Source organism: Granulicatella sp. 20925_1_28, from assembly GCF_041433575.1.
Taxonomy (GTDB): domain Bacteria; phylum Bacillota; class Bacilli; order Lactobacillales; family Aerococcaceae; genus Granulicatella.
Map to the genome: position 1 here is coordinate 88,679 of NZ_JAPWBS010000004.1, position 18,008 is coordinate 106,686.

At 39.3% G+C, this 18,008-nt stretch carries 18 protein-coding genes; 4 read left to right on the forward strand and 14 right to left on the reverse strand.

The window, feature by feature from the left end; translation table 11 throughout:
- Positions 1-9: 9 nt before the first annotated feature.
- The 10 genes from O3793_RS03625 to secG all read right to left on the reverse strand — a co-directional run bounded on the left by O3793_RS03625 (position 10) and on the right by secG (position 11,182).
- Complete coding sequence (locus O3793_RS03625; RefSeq protein ID WP_371445727.1) at positions 10-1,659, reverse strand: phosphoenolpyruvate carboxykinase (ATP); 1,650 nt, start codon at positions 1,657-1,659, stop codon at positions 10-12.
- A gap of 190 nt (positions 1,660-1,849) precedes the next feature.
- Complete coding sequence (locus tag O3793_RS03630; RefSeq protein WP_371445729.1) at positions 1,850-3,181, reverse strand: histidine kinase dimerization/phospho-acceptor domain-containing protein; 1,332 nt, start codon at positions 3,179-3,181, stop codon at positions 1,850-1,852.
- Positions 3,178-3,834: a response regulator transcription factor gene (locus tag O3793_RS03635; RefSeq protein WP_371445731.1), complete on the reverse strand. Its 657-nt coding sequence runs from the start codon at positions 3,832-3,834 to the stop codon at positions 3,178-3,180. The genes O3793_RS03630 and O3793_RS03635 overlap by 4 nt, the downstream gene beginning before the upstream one ends.
- 63 nt (positions 3,835-3,897) lie before the next feature.
- Positions 3,898-5,274, reverse strand: coding sequence for an ABC transporter permease (locus tag O3793_RS03640; RefSeq protein WP_371445733.1), 1,377 nt, complete (start codon positions 5,272-5,274; stop codon positions 3,898-3,900).
- Positions 5,275-5,919, reverse strand: a complete 645-nt coding sequence (locus O3793_RS03645; protein ID WP_371445735.1) for an ABC transporter ATP-binding protein — start codon at positions 5,917-5,919, stop codon at positions 5,275-5,277.
- Between the two features lie 11 nt (positions 5,920-5,930).
- Positions 5,931-7,214: an ABC transporter permease gene (locus tag O3793_RS03650; protein ID WP_371445737.1), complete on the reverse strand. Its 1,284-nt coding sequence runs from the start codon at positions 7,212-7,214 to the stop codon at positions 5,931-5,933.
- A 161-nt stretch (positions 7,215-7,375) separates the two neighbouring features.
- Positions 7,376-7,840 carry an SsrA-binding protein SmpB gene (smpB, locus tag O3793_RS03655; protein ID WP_005604901.1) on the reverse strand — a complete coding sequence of 155 codons (465 nt, stop codon included), beginning with the start codon at positions 7,838-7,840 and terminating at the stop codon, positions 7,376-7,378.
- 11 nt (positions 7,841-7,851) lie between these two features.
- The gene (gene rnr / locus O3793_RS03660; RefSeq protein ID WP_371445739.1) at positions 7,852-10,146 is read right to left on the reverse strand and encodes a ribonuclease R; all 2,295 of its coding nucleotides are present in this window, start codon (positions 10,144-10,146) and stop codon (positions 7,852-7,854) included.
- 4 nt (positions 10,147-10,150) lie between these two features.
- Positions 10,151-10,879 (reverse strand): alpha/beta hydrolase, encoded by a 729-nt coding sequence (locus O3793_RS03665; RefSeq protein ID WP_371445741.1) that lies wholly within the window; start codon positions 10,877-10,879, stop codon positions 10,151-10,153.
- A gap of 72 nt (positions 10,880-10,951) precedes the next feature.
- A complete protein-coding gene (gene secG, locus O3793_RS03670; RefSeq protein ID WP_298647714.1) occupies positions 10,952-11,182 on the reverse strand; it encodes a preprotein translocase subunit SecG in 231 nt (76 codons plus the stop codon).
- A 153-nt stretch (positions 11,183-11,335) separates the two neighbouring features.
- On the opposite strand from secG, the gene O3793_RS03675 reads away from it, so the two are divergent.
- Genes O3793_RS03675 through O3793_RS03690 form a run of 4 tightly spaced genes read left to right on the forward strand, consistent with a single transcriptional unit; the run spans position 11,336 to position 13,580 of the window.
- Positions 11,336-12,103: a Cof-type HAD-IIB family hydrolase gene (locus tag O3793_RS03675; protein WP_371445742.1), complete on the forward strand. Its 768-nt coding sequence runs from the start codon at positions 11,336-11,338 to the stop codon at positions 12,101-12,103.
- Between the two features lie 16 nt (positions 12,104-12,119).
- Complete coding sequence (locus O3793_RS03680; protein WP_371445743.1) at positions 12,120-12,596, forward strand: glutathione peroxidase; 477 nt, start codon at positions 12,120-12,122, stop codon at positions 12,594-12,596.
- A gap of 46 nt (positions 12,597-12,642) precedes the next feature.
- Complete coding sequence (locus O3793_RS03685) at positions 12,643-13,068, forward strand: pyridoxamine 5'-phosphate oxidase family protein (RefSeq protein ID WP_371445744.1); 426 nt, start codon at positions 12,643-12,645, stop codon at positions 13,066-13,068.
- Between the two features lie 20 nt (positions 13,069-13,088).
- On the forward strand, positions 13,089-13,580 hold the full coding sequence (locus O3793_RS03690; protein WP_371445745.1) for a TlpA family protein disulfide reductase: 492 nt from the start codon (positions 13,089-13,091) through the stop codon (positions 13,578-13,580).
- 78 nt (positions 13,581-13,658) lie between these two features.
- Here the strand turns inward: O3793_RS03690 and O3793_RS03695 are convergent, their stop codons facing one another.
- The 4 genes from O3793_RS03695 to atpA are packed head-to-tail and all read right to left on the reverse strand — an operon-like array spanning position 13,659 to position 18,000.
- Positions 13,659-14,084 (reverse strand): F0F1 ATP synthase subunit epsilon, encoded by a 426-nt coding sequence (locus tag O3793_RS03695; protein WP_371445747.1) that lies wholly within the window; start codon positions 14,082-14,084, stop codon positions 13,659-13,661.
- A 2-nt stretch (positions 14,085-14,086) separates the two neighbouring features.
- On the reverse strand, positions 14,087-15,511 hold the full coding sequence (gene atpD, locus O3793_RS03700) for a F0F1 ATP synthase subunit beta (RefSeq protein ID WP_371445749.1): 1,425 nt from the start codon (positions 15,509-15,511) through the stop codon (positions 14,087-14,089).
- Between the two features lie 23 nt (positions 15,512-15,534).
- On the reverse strand, positions 15,535-16,467 hold the full coding sequence (locus O3793_RS03705) for a F0F1 ATP synthase subunit gamma (protein ID WP_371445751.1): 933 nt from the start codon (positions 16,465-16,467) through the stop codon (positions 15,535-15,537).
- Between the two features lie 24 nt (positions 16,468-16,491).
- Positions 16,492-18,000 (reverse strand): F0F1 ATP synthase subunit alpha, encoded by a 1,509-nt coding sequence (gene atpA, locus O3793_RS03710; protein WP_371445752.1) that lies wholly within the window; start codon positions 17,998-18,000, stop codon positions 16,492-16,494.
- Positions 18,001-18,008: the final 8 nt, after the last annotated feature.

The window sequence follows — 18,008 nt, forward strand, 5'->3', positions numbered from 1 at the left end:
CTCCTTCCACTATAATACGTCGATAAAGCGTTCGATTGTCTTGATGCTTTCAAGGGCATCTTGTGGAATTTGATGTTCTGGATTTGCATCGTTAAATGCCTTCAAGTAGTCTAGACGGAATTGCATACGGTCACGAATTAATTCAGCGTAGTCTCCGCTCATTTCAGGCACTTCATATCCTTCCACTGGTAAGTATTCCATTCCTGGAAGCCCACCGAATAATTCGAAGTTTGCTTTGCCATCTACTACTGTTTCGATTACACCTAGGGAAACTTCTTTTGTAACTTTCTTACCTAAGAAATCTCCTGTATTGATAATGTAGCAGTCTACATCTTTATCAAATAAGGCTTTGAATTTTTCGTAGTCCTCTACTAATGGATATACACGGAATGGGTTTGCGTATGGTTCGATAACAAGCGCATCTAAGTTTGCCCCAGCTCCTGTATTTTCAGCGTTAGAACGTTTTGTCATTAATGTACATCCTAAAATAGATGCCAAACGTGGATCTGTGATTTTCACTAGTGGTGGTAGTGCATCATCTTTCATAATCCAGAAAATAGATTGAATTGGTTCTTTAATCTTATCAACACGGTTTGGTGTAGAATAACGAGATTTAACCGTACGACCATTACCGTTACGAATATCTTCTGTTACTAATACTTTATGGCCGTTTTCATCCAGAGTCACACCACAGTTTTGAACCGTTACGAAGTAATCTTGTTCTCTGTGACCTGCTGGATAGTCATTTGTTTTGTCGAAATAAGAAGGTTCCAAAGCTACAGATGAACCATCTTCTACCGAAATCACAAATGCATCGTCGTGTAATACTTCAATGTCGTATTTATCGTCATGTTTAGCGTGTGTTAATGTAGACTTACCTGATCCAGATAATCCGAAGAAGCTTGCAACGTAAGAAGCGCCTTCTTTACGGAAAATCTTCAAACCACCGTGGCAAGAAACATAATTGTTACGAGCGGCAGTTGCCCATGCTAATGTTAACGTTCCTTTTTTGATTTCCCCAAAATAACTCATTCCTAAAATTGCAGCACAGTTATGTTTTGTATCAAAGAATGCTAATCCATCTGGGTAATCAGGATGTCTCCAAGTTGGGTCGAAGAAAATGAAAATGTCATTTTCGTCATATTGTTTAGACGCATCATAACGTCTCTTATATTGGTCATTGAAAATTTGGAAGTTCAATAACCATGAGTACAAGTTGTTGATGTGTTCTTTAGGCATTGTGATATGTGCCTTCACCATGAAGTCTTCATCAAGACCTACAACGGCTGTACCCTTAATAAACGGTTTGAACGAACTGTTATAAATCTCTTCACGAATGATTGGAATAATCTTAGCATCTTCTGCTGGATTATTACCTAAAATTCGACGAGCTTTTGCAGTACGTCCTACAACGCTCCCATCAACAACCGTAAGAATATGTGCATCCTCCGGTAACCCTAAATCCTTTGCGTTTGCAACGAACGCATCTAACACTGTTGTATTAGGTGCATGTGACGCTAATTCATACGCCTCTGCCAGAGTCGGAATTTCAGTCGCATTGTTCGAATAAAAAGCTGGTTCAATAGTTGCCTTCAATTGCGAAAGATGCGGATTGCTCTTGCGTATAGTGTCTGTAGCGAAACGATCAATTGTTGCCATAATATCAACCTTCCTATCTTTTTATTGATACTTTAATTATACACGAAAACGCTTTAAATGTAAGCGTTTTTTGTGATTTTTTTTGCTAATTTCTCCATTTTTTTCTTTTAATTCTTGGAATCTCGTCCAAAAGTGGCAAATCCCTTCCAAATAGAAAAGAATGGGTTACCGCATGCGGTAACCCATTCTTTTAAGTTTTGTCTTTAAAATTCATCTCAAAGCACATACCTTCTGACGTTGCAAAGAAGCGGTGTTCTATTTGTTCACGCTCGAGCAGCTGATGAACACTATAAAGTCCCACTCCATTTCCTCCGCCAGTCGTTCCTTTTGAAGATGGTAGGAGTGAAAATGCCGTTTCAATTTGTTCTTTTGTGAGAGGTGTACATGGATTTTCAATCATCAAACATTGATTTTTTAATTCCACTCGAATGACGCCTTCTTTTGATGAGTGTTTAATAGCATTCATCAATAGATTATTCCATACATTTCGAAAGGCAATTGGACTCGCTTCAATCGTGAATGGTTCGATGCTTTCTTCAAGCACTAGTCCTTTTTCTTGTAATAATAACTGGAATTCTCTGTTCCACTCTGGAAGAACGCTTTCTAATGCTATTTCTTCTTTTGTTAGAGTTTCTTCTTGTAATTTAGAGAGTGCTAGAATTTCCTGAACGAGTACAGACATTTGATCGACTTTGGCAATCGACTCTTCCAGGTACTTATCACGGTCTTTATATTTACCAACATTGAGGCTCATATTCTCTAATAAAATACGCAGACCTGCTAATGGCGTCTTCAACTCATGAGAAGCGCTTCGTAAGAAATCTACCTTTGTTTTTTCCAACTGAATCATCTTCTGGTTCTTCTCTTCCAGTTCATCGATGACAGATAGCAGATGCTCGTATAAGTCATTGATTTGGATTTCCATTTGTCCAATTTCATCGGACCTTGGATTTGCAAACCGTGCTTCTCTATCCAATTCCATCATCTTCTGAGTGACTTTGGACATTTGCATCAGCGGTTTCGATAATTTTCTAGCATATATATACGAGAAAATCACTGCTGTAAAGATCGAAATGGCGAGCGATAATGGTAAATAACGGAAGGTGACCTTGGTTGCCTGTTTCACTGATTCGGTTGTCGTAACAACCTGCAGTTGCATTTGTTTGCCATCTTTTGTAGTGACTTGTCTATCCTCGATAATCACTGAGTTCTGGTCACTATTCTCATCAATGGCTAACTCACTTCCTAGCTGTAAGTTTTCCCCATTCGATTCTTTTCTTAAGTAAGCTGTAATCCCTTCGTTTTTAGCATACAGTTGCAAAGCAGACGCTGCTTCTTGTTCATCGACTTTGGATAAACTTTCCACTAACACATCCGCTTTTTGACTCAATTCTTGCTGACGTTCCTGCAAATAAAAGTGCGGAAAAGCAAAATATAAAAACAGATGCGCAATCGCCACTAGCGTACCTAGAATGCTTAATGTATAAATAAAAATCTTAGGAAACAGTTTTAATTTTCTCATCTTAACTCCAACTTGTATCCGACATTTTTAACGGTCACGATACAATCCAACAATAGTTTTTTTCGCAATTGCTTGATATACACATCCACAACACGGTCAAATGGTGGATCTTCATGAGCTGCCCACACGTGATCTAAAATTTGAGCACGACTCAACACTTGTCCTTGATGTTCTACGAGCAGTTTCAAAATCGCCAGTTCCTTTGCGGTAACTTCCACGATTTGGCCATTTACTCTGGCTTCAAAACTGGTAAAATTCACACTCGTAGACTCATAGTTCCACACATCCATTTCTCCGTAGTGACGCTTCAATACGGCTTCAATCTGCTTATGCAAAACGACGAGTGAAAAAGGTTTTTGAATAAATCCATCGACGAGCATCTCGAACGTTCTCACCTGTGTCTCTTCGTCATGAAGGGCCGTTAGCATTAGAATAGGAACTTTACTTGTTTTTCGTACCTCTTCTAGTACTTCAAAGCCATTTTTTCGAGGCATCATAATATCGAGTAGGATTAAATCAATCGACTCTTTTTCAAATACTTCAAGCGCCTCTACTCCATCTTCTGCTTCAAACACATGGAATCCTTGCTCTGTTAAATATTCACGGACACCTTCGCGAATCGCTCCTTCATCTTCAACGACTAATAAATTCAAAACCATCACCTCTTTTTCGCTATTATATCAATCAATTGGTCTTGCGACTAGACCCTTGCATTTTTATTCCGTATCTTGCAATAAACTCTTCGGAGATTTTTGTAAAATAAACGCACTTCCTAGGAGAACTGCAATGACAATAACTACAAGCCCAAGTCCAACAACCGTTGCTTTATCCATATTAGATACTGTCACTGATAATTCTGTCAATGTCTTATTGAAGCCATCCACTGCTGCTCCACCACCAAGATTTGCTGATTTTGCTTCATTCGCCAGTTGCGTGCCAAGGCTACTATTGACTTGGCCTAAAATGAGTTTTCCAACCCATTCGCTGACAGGTCCACCTGCAAGAATCGCAGCGATAAAGCTGGCAATGCTGACCATTCCAACTTCGCACAGCATTTGTGCGATAATCGTTTTGTTCGTCATTCCAAGCGCCAAACGGACACCGATTTCTCGACGACGGCTGTTTGTCCATAAGAAGAGAACGAGCACTAAAATAATCGCAGAGAAAATCAGACTTCCAAGGAATAGTTTATCCGTTAAGCCGTATACTAAGTTAATTGATTTTTGAAGCGTTGGGTAGTTTTGACTACTCTTAATGAGCGTATATGCCTTCCAGTCAATTCCCAATTTCTTCGCTTGCTCCATCACCTTATCGATGTCATATTGACCACCTACAAGGAACGTAGCATCCAGGTAAATGGCATTCTCTTCAGTATATCCATACATTAAGGCACTTGTCTTTAAGTCCGTTAAAATGGTGTTTTCATATAATTCTTGAGGCGCTGTGACTCCACCTTTATTTTTACCTCCAAATAGACCAACAATCGTCACTTCGGTTTGGTTATTGGCTTGCTTCTCGTTATCTGCATCATAGATGTTTGATTTCAACTTAAACTTGTCGCCGACTTTTAAATTATTTTTCTTAGCAAAGTCTTCGTGTACTAATGCCACGTTTGTATCGTCATCTTTAATATGACGCCCTTCTGTAAGCGTGAAGGTTTGTGCAGCAAATCGTTCATCCATACTAGAATCGTTAATTCCTGTTACCTGAGCTGCTTTCCCGAAACGTTGCTGACGAGTGGCGTCAAGACGAACTCCTTTTGCTGGAATCAATTCTTGATCCACAAGGTCAGCTACGACTTCCATTCGCTTCACTGCCTTTTGAACGCCTTCGATTCCTTCAATCGCTTGAATATCTTTTCCTTTCAAGTTCCCGCCCCCACGAGCAGTTCCTTGATTATGTCTGCGGTCGATTTGCATCGAGAACGAAGAATTAATCGACTTAAACGTTTCTTTTGCAGCAGTATCCGTTGCGTGTTTTACGGCTAAGCTACTAAGAGCCACTGTTGCCATACTGAATAAAATAAAGAAAATAATGAAGGTTTTAAACTTTTTTCTTGAGACATATGCCCAAGCATTTTGTAGGATATTCATCTATTTTCCCCCTCTTGCTTTCTTTAGTTTTCCATCTTCTAATTCCAACACTTCATCACTCGCAGTCGCTACTTGCGGGCTGTGAGTCACTACGATGACGCATTTCCCACTTTCATGTGCTGCCATTTTTAAGATATCGATAATCTCTGCTGCGGTTCCCTCATCAAGGTTTCCGGTTGGTTCATCCGCTAAAATAATTGGCGCCTTTGAAACAAGCGCTCTCGCAATCGCAACCCGTTGTTGTTGCCCACCTGATAGCTTCAATACATTACGATGAATTAATTCTTCCTCTAATCCCAATTTCAACAATATATCTTTGCTTGCTTTTCCATTTACGAGCCTTACATTTTCAAGTGGTGTTAAATAATCGATTAAATTATAGTTTTGGAACACTAAGCAAATATGGTCACGACGATGTTCACTGTATGACCCTTGCGCAATATCTTGCCCATTGAAACACACTTTTCCTTTTGTTGGGCTATCTAGTCCTGCTAATAGCGATAAGAAAGTTGATTTCCCTGCTCCGGATTTCCCAACGACCGCATAGAATTTCCCTTCTTCAAAAGTGGCATTCAAATCATTCAATACATATTTTTGAGAATCCTCGTATCGATAATAAATATTTTCTAATGATAATACTGACATAAAAACACTCCTTAGTTCATTTGACTTAAAATTTTCTTCGGTTTCTTCATTAAGATAACTGCCGTACTAAATAGAACAGCTAGTGCAATAATGATAAGTACGACTCCAATGGTTAGCAGTCCTTGCATCAGACTGAACTCTGGCAAGCTCGATTCAAATAATGATTTCACTTGTATTGGAATCTCATCCGAAGATAAGAGACCAGTGTAAAATTGCTTGGCTACAAAGCTTCCCAACATAAGAGCGAAAATCGAGCTCGTCGCCGCAACAGTATAGAGTTCTAATAAGATTTGCGCGATAATTTCTTTTCTTGAAATTCCAACCGACATCAAAATTCCAAACTCATGAATTCTTTCTCTTAATGTAAATAATAAAATTAAAAATAAAACAATTACTGCTAATACAAATACAGAGCTCGTCAACAATGTCATGAGCGATTTAAAGTTTTGGATAGGCGAGGCTACCTGCTCAAATACTTGTTCATTTTTAGAAAGTTGCATGCTATCCCACTTGAGAGGAAGTTCTTTTACTCTTGAAATCACTTCATCTAGTTTTGATGGATCTTTCACCGTAAAAATCGCACGGTGAACAATCGCATTCGATTCATCTTTCCCGATTAATGATTGACTCGTTTTATAATCCATATAGATGCGATTTTCTGTTAAGTCACTCGTCAACCCTGTCGATTGCTCCGATAATTTCCCGTTGAAGATTCCAACGATTTCGACGGTTACTTCTTTACTGTTTGCAGTAGCGTCCCCGTTTTGGAAGTTCTTCAATTTAATCTTGCTTCCGACTGTCCAATTGTTTTCTTTTGCAAGTTCTTCATGTACGAGAACTTTTCCGGAATCGTCTTTCGTTAACGCACGGCCTTCTTTAAGACTTAGCGCACCACTAGCAAAATTTAGCTCCTGATTGCTAGAAGTGACACCATGATACCCCACCAGTTCTCCCATATTCCCTTGATCGAGTTGGACCGCTTGTTCTCTTTCAACAGCCTTTGCGTCTTCTAGTTGACCAATGCCATCAAATTCATACTGCGCCTCTTTCACTCCCTCAACTTGTTCTACTTGGAACAACTTCTTTTGTTCGATGTTTCCATCTTGTAAGAGCGATTCTATTTGAAATCCCGAATTGGATAATTCTAATAGCTTCGTTTGAACCTTCCCTGTACTTTCTTGCATCGAGAGTACCGCCAAGACGGCTGCTGTAATTAGCATCATGATGAAAAATAATATTCCTGTACGAATCTTCTTGCGCACAAGATACGCACCTGCTCTCTTTTTCCAATCCATGTGCTCTCCCACATCCTTTCCTATTCTGTACTATTAGTTTGCACTTCCAATATGAAACAAATATGAAACGGAATTCTTTTTTGAAATATTTCATTACCATATATGGTAATGAACTGTTTTTGTATGCAAAAAAGGCTGGACAATTTGTCCAGCCTTTCTCTTTAATATCTCTCTTTCATTGCACGATCGATTTCGCGTTTCATATCCTTTTGCTTTAAGGCATCACGTTTGTCGTAATTTTTCTTCCCTTTCGCAACTCCGATTAACAACTTCGCAACGCCATTTTTTATGTAGACCTTCAGCGGCACTACCGTATTTCCGGCTTGCTTTACTTGTTCTAGTAAATAGTTGATTTGCTTTTTATGAAGCAATAATTTTCTCGTTCTTAATGGGTCATGATTGAACAGTGTCCCTTGTTCAAACGGACTAATATGGACACCTACAAGAAAAGCTTCTCCTTGCTTCAAGCTCACGTATCCATCTTTTAAATTGATACGCGCTTGACGAACCGATTTGATTTCTGTTCCAGTTAAGACCATCCCAGCTTCAATCGTTTCGAGAATGGTATAGTCATGACTTGCTTTTCGATTTTGTGCGAGCACTTTATCGTTCGTTCCTTTAGGCATTCACGAACCTCCTAGCGTCTTTTCTTTTTCGTTTTAATTGCTTTTTTAAAGCGTTGGCGTCCTTTTGATTTTTTGCCTTTCTTAGAAGACTTTTCATCAAAGCGTTCGCCTTTTCTTGGGCGTTCTGTTTTGGCCAATTTTGCATCTTCTACGAGTAGGAAATCGACTTCTCTAGCTTCCACATCTACTTTCACACATTTCACACGAACACGGTCACCGATACGGTAACTAACACCCGTACGTTCCCCAAGTAAAATCATGTGGCTTTCAATAAAGTTAAAGTAGTCTTGCTTCAAGTGAGAAATATGAATTAATCCTTCTACGGTATTAGCTAACTCGACAAACATTCCAAATTTTGTAACTGAGCTTACGATACCATCGAATTCCTCGCCGACTTTGTCTTGCATGTATTCAGCTTTTTTCAATGCGTTCACATCGCGTTCAGCCTGTACTGCAAGTCGTTCCATACGAGACGATTGGTCTGCAATTTGTTGTAATTTATCTTCCAGAAGCGTTTCTTCTTTCTTCGATAAATGACCTGGACGTTTTCCGTAATGACGAATCATACGATGGACGATTAAGTCAGGATAACGACGAATTGGCGAAGTGAAGTGCGTATAGTCTTCCGCTGCCAGTCCATAGTGTCCCGTTGGCGTAATATCGTACTTAGCTTGTTTCATAGAACGCAGCATCATCGTCGATACCACCGCTTCATACGGCTCACCACGCACCTCATTCAAGGCTTTTTGCAATTTCTTCGGTGTAATCGAATCGTTCTTCCCTTTAATCGTAATTCCAAACGCTGTAATAAACTCTAAGAATCGTTGGAGTTTTTCGCTATCTGGATTTTCGTGAATACGATAGATAAATGGCACCTTCAATTGTTCATAGTGACGGGCCACTGTTTCATTCGCCGCAAGCATAAAGGACTCGATGAGTCGCTCTGCTATACCACGTTCACGTAGTACGATTTCTGTTGGCGCTCCTTTTTCATCCACCAGAATTTTTGCTTCTTGTGTATCAAAGTCAATCGCTCCACGTTCCGTACGTCTACGTTCAAGAATCGTATGTAATTCCTTCATATTCCATAGCATTTCAGCAATCTCTGGAGTGATTTTTTCAGAAGCTTCATTCGTATTGAATAATACGTTCACTTCATCATACGTTAATCGCTCGTTCGATTGAATCACACTTGGAAAAATCTCATGCTGGTAAATCGTTCCGCTACGGTCGATTTCCATGCGGGCTGTTAACGTTAATCGCTCTTCATATGGATGAAGCGAGCAGATTCCATTGGATAATCGTTGCGGTAACATTGGAACAACACGGTCCGTTAAATACACACTCGTTCCGCGTTCAAATGCTTCCTTATCCATTTCGGAATTTTCCGTTACATAATAAGAAACATCAGCGATGGATACCGTTAATACAAAGGTTCCATCTTCGCGTTTAACAAGAGCCACCGCATCATCTAAGTCTTTGGCGTCTGCTCCGTCAATCGTCACGGTTAATTCTTGGCGTAAATCCACACGCCCTTCTAGTTCTTCCGGTGAGATGGTTTCACTCACACGGTTGGCTTCCTCTAATACTGATTCTGGGAATACTGTTGGGATTTTTAATTGATGTAAAATCATTAAAATGTCCATGCCGACAGCGTCTTTATAGCCGATTTCTTTGACGATATGCGCCTTCAAGACGAGTTCGTGACGCTCTGTTTCATAATGTTCCACTTCGGCAATAACGACGGTTCCGTCAACTGGGTTTAATCCCTTTCTAGTCACATAACATTTCGTTTTCTTTAATTTAGAATCTTTTATTGCAATTTCGCCACAATAGCCTGTTTGCAGCATAATCTTCGATGGATAACGTGTATAAATCCCCACCACTTGCTTCACAGCGCGTTCTAAGATTTTCACAATCGTTCCGCTTGCGGCTTTATCGTTATAAGGATTTTCTTCTTGAACGATACGAATCGCAACTGTGTCTCCATCCATAGCGCCATGGACATCCGTTCTTGGGATAAAAATATCTGGTTTGCCTTCTTCAACTGTTACAAAACCAAATCCTTTATCGTTTAATCGGAATGTTCCTTCTAACGTACGATTTTTTTGATTGAATCCAAATTTACCTTGTCGTGTCAATACAATTTTTCCAGAATCTTCGAGGTCAGCTAATTGTTTCACTAAAATCTTAAAGTCCTTTGAAGCAGTAAATCCGAAATGCTCACTAATTTCTTGAACAAAAAAACTTTCGGATTCATGTTCCATAAAGAAATTCATTAAGATTTCTTCTAATGATTGTCTCATTTCTTTACCTCCATTCTTGTTGATTTAGAAAAGAGAGAACAGTCTCTTGGAATTCCTTTCTAACAGGACTAACCGTAATCACATGCCCTGCTTCTTCATACCAATGTAACTCCACTTGTGCGTTAATGAGGCCCTCTTTTAATTCAAGAGAAGACTCTGGATCGACAAGTGTATCTTGTTCCCCTTGTGCAATATAAAAACTTCCTGTCACTTCGTCTAAATGTGAAGCAACGTCACTTGAAAATGATTGAATGTGTGCTAATTGTGTTTGTGCTTTTTCCTTCATTTCAGCTTCATCAAATGGTCGTCCTACATTTCTATAAGATGCCTTCGCATACATCATAAAACTTTGAAACAGTCCTGGCAACTGAGGATTCCCAGAAGATACCGGAGAACAAAATGTGCCCGCATATTCCACTAGATGTTCGGTTGCTAATTTAGTCGCCATAATACCGCCCATCGATAATCCAAAGGCACTAACCGTGTGATAGCCTTGTCCTCGAACAAAGTCGACAGCACGTTTAGCATCATCGTACCAAGCCTCAGGAGAACTTGCTAAGATATCTTCCACATCTGGAGTTCCATGGCCAGAAAATACTGGAACATAGACTGCATAATCATGACGATGTAAAAACTGCGCAAGCATTCTCACATCCGCAGGTGTTCCTGTATAAGCATGAAATAAAATCACCGCTCTTGTATTGCTTTCTTTTCTTAACCATAGTGCTTCCATATAACTCTCCTCTAATCTGCCAAATAAAAAAGTACAATTGGTTGGATGTCCGAACAATTGTACTTAAATTTATTATTTTGATGAAATGTATGCTAATGCAAATGCTAATAACATGAAGATTGTTCCTAAAACAACTGTTACGCGAATTAAGAATGCCTCAAAACCACGTGCCTTTTGTTTACCGAATAATTGCTCTGCTCCACCTGTTAAATTCGCAGCATTTGTTTTTGAAGGTTGCATTGCAACAACAATAATTAATAATACGCATACCACAACCATCAGTGATAAAATCAAATTGTACAAAGGATTCCCTCCTTAACTAAAATTCTTTTCAATTTTAACATAAAAACTACGATATTTCTACTCTTTCACGCGAAATGTTTTCAATTCGAACTACAATTAAAATCCTTCGAAACATGGTATAATAGAAAAAGACAAAATGAATGGAGTGACGGAATGAAAGGTTTTGTATTTTTTGATTTGGATGGAACACTTTTAAACGGCGAGTCAAAAGTGGACGTCGCTACAGCCAAAGCCATTCAAACGCTAAAAAACAACGGGTATGAACCCTTTATCGCAACAGGACGTTCTTCTGCTGAAACACGCGATATTATGGAGAGTGCCAATATCCACTCAGGAATTTTTATGAACGGTCAAGTCGTTCTTTATCAAGGCAAGCGTGTTTATTCTTCAGAAATTCCAACTGAAATGGTGAAGAAATTCCATCAAATGGTAAAAGAAGATGGATATGGGTTTACGGCCTATAATGACAAAGAATTCTACTTAGTAGAATCCACAGATGGAGCTAAGGATGCTTACGGATTTATTCACACGAATCCACCTGCACTAAACGCAGATTTTTATATAGATAATCCGATTAACATGTTGCTCTTTATCTGTCTTCCACCAGCGGAAGAAAAATATAAAGTAGCATTTCCTAATCTTGATTTCCTACGGAACACACCGTACTCAGTCGATGTGATTTCAAAAGGGAATTCAAAAGCGGAAGGAATCAAACGCTTCTTAGAGTATTTAAATCAAGAAGATGCTGAAACTTACGCATTCGGAGATGGTCCAAACGATATCGAGATGCTTCAAGCAGTGACGCATCCTGTCGCTATGGGAAATGCCATCCCTGTACTCAAAGAAATTGCAGAATTTATTACAACGGACAATACAGATAACGGCATTATCAACGGATTAAAACACTATGACCTTATTTAAGAAAGGAGGAAAATGAATGTCAATTTATGAAATCGAAGTCCCTACAGTAAGTGGAGATGTAACTACTCTAGAAGACTATAAAGGACAATTACTGCTAATTGTGAATACCGCAAGCGGATGCGGACTCGCTCCACAATTTGACGGTCTAGAAAAACTCTATTTAGAATTCAAGGACAAAGGATTCACAGTTCTTGGATTCCCTTGTAATCAATTTGCTGGCCAAGAGCCTCTCACTGCTGAACAAGCAGTCGCACATTGCCAATTGACATACAATACGACTTTCCCAATGTTTGGTAAGGTTAAGGTAAATGGTCCAGAAACACATCCTTTATTTGAGTTATTAAAGAAAGAAACTGCTGGTCTTTTCGGCGAAAAGGTAAAATGGAATTTCACGAAATTCCTCGTAGCTAAAGATGGAACGATTTTGAAACGTTTTGCTCCGACTACAACGCCTGAACAAATTCGAGACGAAATCGCAAGTCTTCTTTCATAAAACAATCTATGATAAAATAAAAAGAAAACAGTTAGGAGAAATCACCATGGAAGTCAATGAAATTTTACGTATTTTAGAAGAAATGAATGTAGCTGTTGTCGCGACTGCAGATGAGAACAACCAACCTCATGCGCGTCATATCCATATTGGTGTTGCAAACGAAAAAGGCGTGTTCTTTATGACTAGTCCAAAAACAAACTTCTACAAACAACTACAAAACAACCAAAAAGTTGCCATTACTGCTATGAAGAGCGAAGATTACTTAATCCAAGTGATTCGTATCGAAGGTGTTGTAAAAGAAATTGGTCGTGAACGTCTTGAAGAAGTTCTTAAAGATAACCCATTCGTAAAAGATGTTTACCCTAACGAAGAAGACATTGCTGGCGTACAAGTATTCCACTTATATGACGGTAAAGGATTCTACCATAGCCTTACACAAGGCCACAAATACGTGTTTGATATTCACGAATAATCATTAGAAAGAGGATTTTTATGAAAAAACTTTTATTGGCTCTTGCAGCACTGATGGTTGCAGGATTAGCTACATTTTATTTATTACCATCAAGCAGCAAACCTGCTGATGCAAACGTCGTATTCCAAGACGCAAGCGGAAAAAAATTAACTGAAAAAGACTTTAACGGAAAGCCAACAGTCTACTACGCTTGGGCAAGTTGGTGTCCAGATTGCCAACAAGAGCTCCCAATTTTAAATACATTAAAAGAAAAATATGCAGACAAAGTTGAATTTGTTGGTGTAGCGATGATCAGTCAGAAAGAACCGATTGAGAACGGAAAGAAATACTTAAAAGAGCATTCTCTATCCCTCAACTATTACTCTGACGTTGATTCAAGCTTCCAAAAATATCACGAGATTACAGAAATTCCAACCCTAATCTTTGTCGATAAAGATGGAAAGATTGTTAAAAAAACGGCCGGCGTTCTAACTCAAGAAGAACTCGAAACATACATCAAAGAAATCTTATAAAATCAAAAAACACTAGCAGAATTCTCTGCTAGTGTTTTTCGTTTCTATAAAAGAGAGGATGAAAACATCCTCTCTTATTTATTTTCTTCTATGTTTAGAAACACCAATACGGTTGATTGCCTTACTTAAAGCAATTTTTGCACGCTCTACATCACTTTGAGAACGACTACTATCGCTAATCACTTTTTCAGCTTTATCTTTGGCTTGTTCTGCACGAGTCACGTCAATGTCTCTTGCACGCTCAGCCACGTTGGCAATGATCGTTACGACATTATCCCGCACTTCCATAACTCCTCCACCGATTGCAATATAATCAGTTGGGGAATCCTCTAAGAATCGTTTCACTCGAAGAGCCCCGATTTTTAAAGGAAGCATGATTGGAGCATGATGCGGTAGTATGGTGATTCCGCCATCGACTGCATCGGCACTCACAGAATAGGAACGATGGTTATACACTTTTCCTTCTGGTGTTGTGACAACGACCAGTAATTCATGTTCAGCCATCTTTAGTTTCCTCCATAAAACCCTGCTGCTTTAGCTTTTTTAATCACGTCTTCGATTGGTCCTACGTTACGGAACATATCTTCTGGAATATCATCATATAAACCATCAATAATTCCTTTAAATCCGCGAACCGTATCTTTAATCGGAACGTATGAACCAGGTTGCCCTGTAAATGCTTCGGCAACGTGGAAGTTTTGTGATAAGAAGAATTGAATTCTTCTTGCACGGTTTACAATAACTTTTTCGCTATCTGACAATTCATCAATCCCTAAGATGGCAATGATGTCTTGTAATTCACGATAACGTTGTAGCATTTGTTGTACTTTCATCGCTACTTCATAGTGTTCTTCCCCAACAATTTCTGGAGTTAGAGCACTTGAAGTTGAAGCAAGTGGATCCACCGCTGGATAAATTCCTTGTTCTGTTAAACGACGCTCTAAGTTTGTAGTTGCATCTAAGTGGGCGAATGTTGTTGCTGGAGCCGGGTCAGTATAGTCATCGGCTGGCACGTAAATCGCTTGAATAGATGTAATCGATCCGTCTTTAGTAGAACTGATACGTTCTTGTAATTGACCCATTTCTGTCGCAAGTGTTGGTTGATACCCTACGGCAGAAGGCATACGTCCAAGCAGGGCTGATACTTCTGAACCTGCTTGTGTGAAACGATAAATGTTATCGATAAATAAAAGCACGTCTTGTTTTTCAATATCACGGAAGTATTCCGCAATCGTTAACCCTGTTAGTGCTACACGCATACGAGCTCCTGGTGGTTCGTTCATTTGTCCAAACACCATCGCTGTTTTAGCGGATACACCTGAATCTTGCATTTCATGGTAAAGGTCGTTCCCTTCACGAGTACGTTCCCCTACTCCTGTAAATACTGAAATACCACCAAGTTCTTCAGCAATATTATGAATCAATTCTTGAATTAATACGGTTTTCCCTACACCGGCACCACCGAATAAACCGATTTTACCACCTTTAAGATATGGTGCTAAAAGGTCAATTACTTTAATCCCTGTTTGTAGAATTTCGTATTGACTGTTTAATTCTTCAAATTTTGGTGCTGGTTTATGGATTTCATGTCTTGTGAAATCTTCTGGGAATGGTTCCTTCAAGTCAATCGTGTCTCCAAGAACGTTGAATACACGACCTAATGTTTCAGGACCCACAGGAACGCTAATTGTGCGTCCTAAGTCAATCACTTTCATGCCACGTTGCAAACCATCTGTAGATTCCATGGCGATTGTACGAACTGCACCATCTCCTAATTCTACAGCAGTTTCCAAAGTAACAGTTGTTTCGCTACCATCATTGGCTGTTTTCACAACTTGTAATGCATTATGAATATCTGGAACGCCTTCTTCTAAAGGAAATACCACGTCTACAACTGGCCCTACAACTTGTAAAATCTTTCCAGTTCTCAATCCATTTTCCTCCTTCTAAAATCCTAATGTTCTTCCAGAGCGGCTGCTCCACCGACAATTTCTGTAATTTCTTGTGTAATTTGCGCTTGTCGTCTCTGGTTCAAATCTTGTGTTAAGTTACTGATTAAATCTTTAGCATTATCAGTTGCACTTCTCATTGCAGTCATACGAGATGCATGTTCTGCTGATTTGGCATCGATAATGGCTCCGTAAATAAGCGATTCTGCATATTGTGGAAGCAAGATGTCCATAATAATTTCCTTGTTCGGTTCAAAAATATAATCCAATTCGTACTCTTTTGCTTCTTCCGCGTCCAAGTCGATAATTGGTAACATTTTTTCAACACGGTAATTTGATAACAGTGCGTTTACATGGTGATTATAGCAAACGTAAAACTCATCAAATTCACCGTCACGGAACATTTGGACCGCACTTGACACAATCTTTCTTACTTCTTCAAAGGTTGGAATATCCGACACGTCATTAATTTCAAGACGTACATCGACTCCCATCTTCTTGAAGAAGCGACTTGCAGCATCCCCAATCGTTAAGATGACATATTCATCTTTAGACTGGTGGTCTAACTCTAACATTTCTCTTGTTGCTTGGAAAATGGAAGAGTTGTAACTCCCAGCAAGTCCTTGGTCAGATGAAATCACTAAGTATCCAGTCTTTTTAACCGGACGTTCAATTAATAAGTCGTGATAGTCGATAAAAGAAGTTACTACTTCTCCGTCCTCTGACGTTTCATCGACAATCTCTTCTTTATTGTGATTTGCGTATAGTAAGTGAGTTACAACTTCACGGATTTTTTGAGCGTAGTCTTGATAGTGACGCACTGCTTGCTCTGATTTGGCTAATTTTGCTGCAGAGACCATCTGCATGGCGCTAGTGATTTGACTTGTTTTCTTTGTTGAAACAATTCTCTTCTTTAAATCATTTAAGGAAGCCGTCATTCAGGTCACCTCTCCTTTCTACGCTTATTGAACACGTTCAAATAAATGAATTTGTTTGAAATTCTCAATTACTTTGTAGAATTTCTCTTCATCCGAAATCACATGTTGATCGCGGATTTCATTTAATAAATCTCTATGTTCGCTTTCTAAATGTTGATATAACGCTTTTTCAAATGGTTTAATACGGTCGATTGGAATCGCATCTAATAAACCATGTGTTAAAGCAAATAAAATCGATACTTGATACTCGATAGGTAATGGTTGGTGAACATCTTGTTTCAAGACTTCAACCGTACGTTTACCACGATTTAATTTTTGTTGCGTTGCCGCATCTAAGTCAGAACCAAATTGAGTGAAGGCTTCTAACTCACGGTAACTTGCTAAGTCGATACGTAATGTACCAGAAACTTTCTTCATCGCTTTAATTTGGGCAGAACCCCCAACACGAGATACAGATAATCCGGCAGATAACCCTGGACGTACCCCTGAGTAGAATAAATCACTTTCTAAGAAGATTTGTCCATCTGTAATAGAGATTACGTTTGTTGGGATATATGCAGAAATATCTCCGGCTTGTGTTTCGATGATTGGTAAGGCTGTTAATGACCCTGCTCCTAATTCATCACTTAATTTTGCTGCACGTTCTAGTAAACGTGAGTGCAAGTAGAATACATCCCCTGGATATGCTTCACGACCTGGTGGACGACGAAGTAATAGGGAAATTTCACGATATGCTGCAGCTTGTTTTGATAAATCATCGTACACGATTAATACATCGCGTCCTTGATACATCCACTCTTCACCCATTGCAGTACCTGCATATGGTGCAATGTAAAGCATTGGTGCTGGCTGAGAAGCGCTCGCTGATACAACCGTTGTATATTCCATTGCTCCGTAACGTTTTAACGTTTCAACAAGAGCTTTAACCGTAGATTCTTTTTGACCAATGGCTACATAAATACATAATGTATTCTTACCTTTTTGGTTCAAAATTGCATCCACTGCGATACTTGTTTTACCAGTTTTACGGTCACCGATGATTAACTCACGTTGCCCTTTACCAATTGGTACTAAAGCATCGACTACTTTTAATCCTGTAGGTAATGATTGCTTTACACTTTGACGTTGCATAACGCCAGGTGCTTCATTTTCTACTGGACGTTTTTTCGTTGTTTCGATAGCACCAAGACCGTCAATTGGACGACCTAACGCATCGACAACACGACCAATCAATGCATCTCCTACTGGAACATCAAGGATACGTCCTGTACGTTTAACAGGTTCTCCTTCATGGATATTTTCATATCCTCCGAAGATGATGACACCAACATCGTTTTTTTCTAAGTTTTGGGCCATCCCGTAGGCGCCATTTTCAAATTCTACTAATTCTCCAGCCATTACATTTGTAAGACCGATGACACGAGCAATTCCGTCCCCGATGAAGGAAACTTCACCGATTTCTTCAATCTGTTCTTTCGTTTCAAAAGAAGCGATTTGGTCACGAATTCTCGCTGTAATATTACTCATTTCCATTTATGCCA

Coding starts and splice junctions, on each gene's coding strand:
- smpB (WP_005604901.1), bottom strand. CDS start 7,840: ATGCCTAAAGGAACGAACGATAAAGTGCTCGCACAAAATCGAAAAGCA.
- O3793_RS03625 (WP_371445727.1), bottom strand. CDS start 1,659: ATGGCAACAATTGATCGTTTCGCTACAGACACTATACGCAAGAGCAAT.
- O3793_RS03675 (WP_371445742.1), top strand. CDS start 11,336: ATGAAAGGTTTTGTATTTTTTGATTTGGATGGAACACTTTTAAACGGC.
- O3793_RS03685 (WP_371445744.1), top strand. CDS start 12,643: ATGGAAGTCAATGAAATTTTACGTATTTTAGAAGAAATGAATGTAGCT.
- O3793_RS03640 (WP_371445733.1), bottom strand. CDS start 5,274: ATGAATATCCTACAAAATGCTTGGGCATATGTCTCAAGAAAAAAGTTT.
- O3793_RS03645 (WP_371445735.1), bottom strand. CDS start 5,919: ATGTCAGTATTATCATTAGAAAATATTTATTATCGATACGAGGATTCT.
- O3793_RS03650 (WP_371445737.1), bottom strand. CDS start 7,214: ATGGATTGGAAAAAGAGAGCAGGTGCGTATCTTGTGCGCAAGAAGATT.
- O3793_RS03695 (WP_371445747.1), bottom strand. CDS start 14,084: ATGGCTGAACATGAATTACTGGTCGTTGTCACAACACCAGAAGGAAAA.
- O3793_RS03705 (WP_371445751.1), bottom strand. CDS start 16,467: ATGACGGCTTCCTTAAATGATTTAAAGAAGAGAATTGTTTCAACAAAG.
- O3793_RS03630 (WP_371445729.1), bottom strand. CDS start 3,181: ATGAGAAAATTAAAACTGTTTCCTAAGATTTTTATTTATACATTAAGC.
- O3793_RS03690 (WP_371445745.1), top strand. CDS start 13,089: ATGAAAAAACTTTTATTGGCTCTTGCAGCACTGATGGTTGCAGGATTA.
- atpA (WP_371445752.1), bottom strand. CDS start 18,000: ATGGAAATGAGTAATATTACAGCGAGAATTCGTGACCAAATCGCTTCT.
- rnr (WP_371445739.1), bottom strand. CDS start 10,146: ATGAGACAATCATTAGAAGAAATCTTAATGAATTTCTTTATGGAACAT.
- O3793_RS03665 (WP_371445741.1), bottom strand. CDS start 10,879: ATGGAAGCACTATGGTTAAGAAAAGAAAGCAATACAAGAGCGGTGATT.
- O3793_RS03680 (WP_371445743.1), top strand. CDS start 12,120: ATGTCAATTTATGAAATCGAAGTCCCTACAGTAAGTGGAGATGTAACT.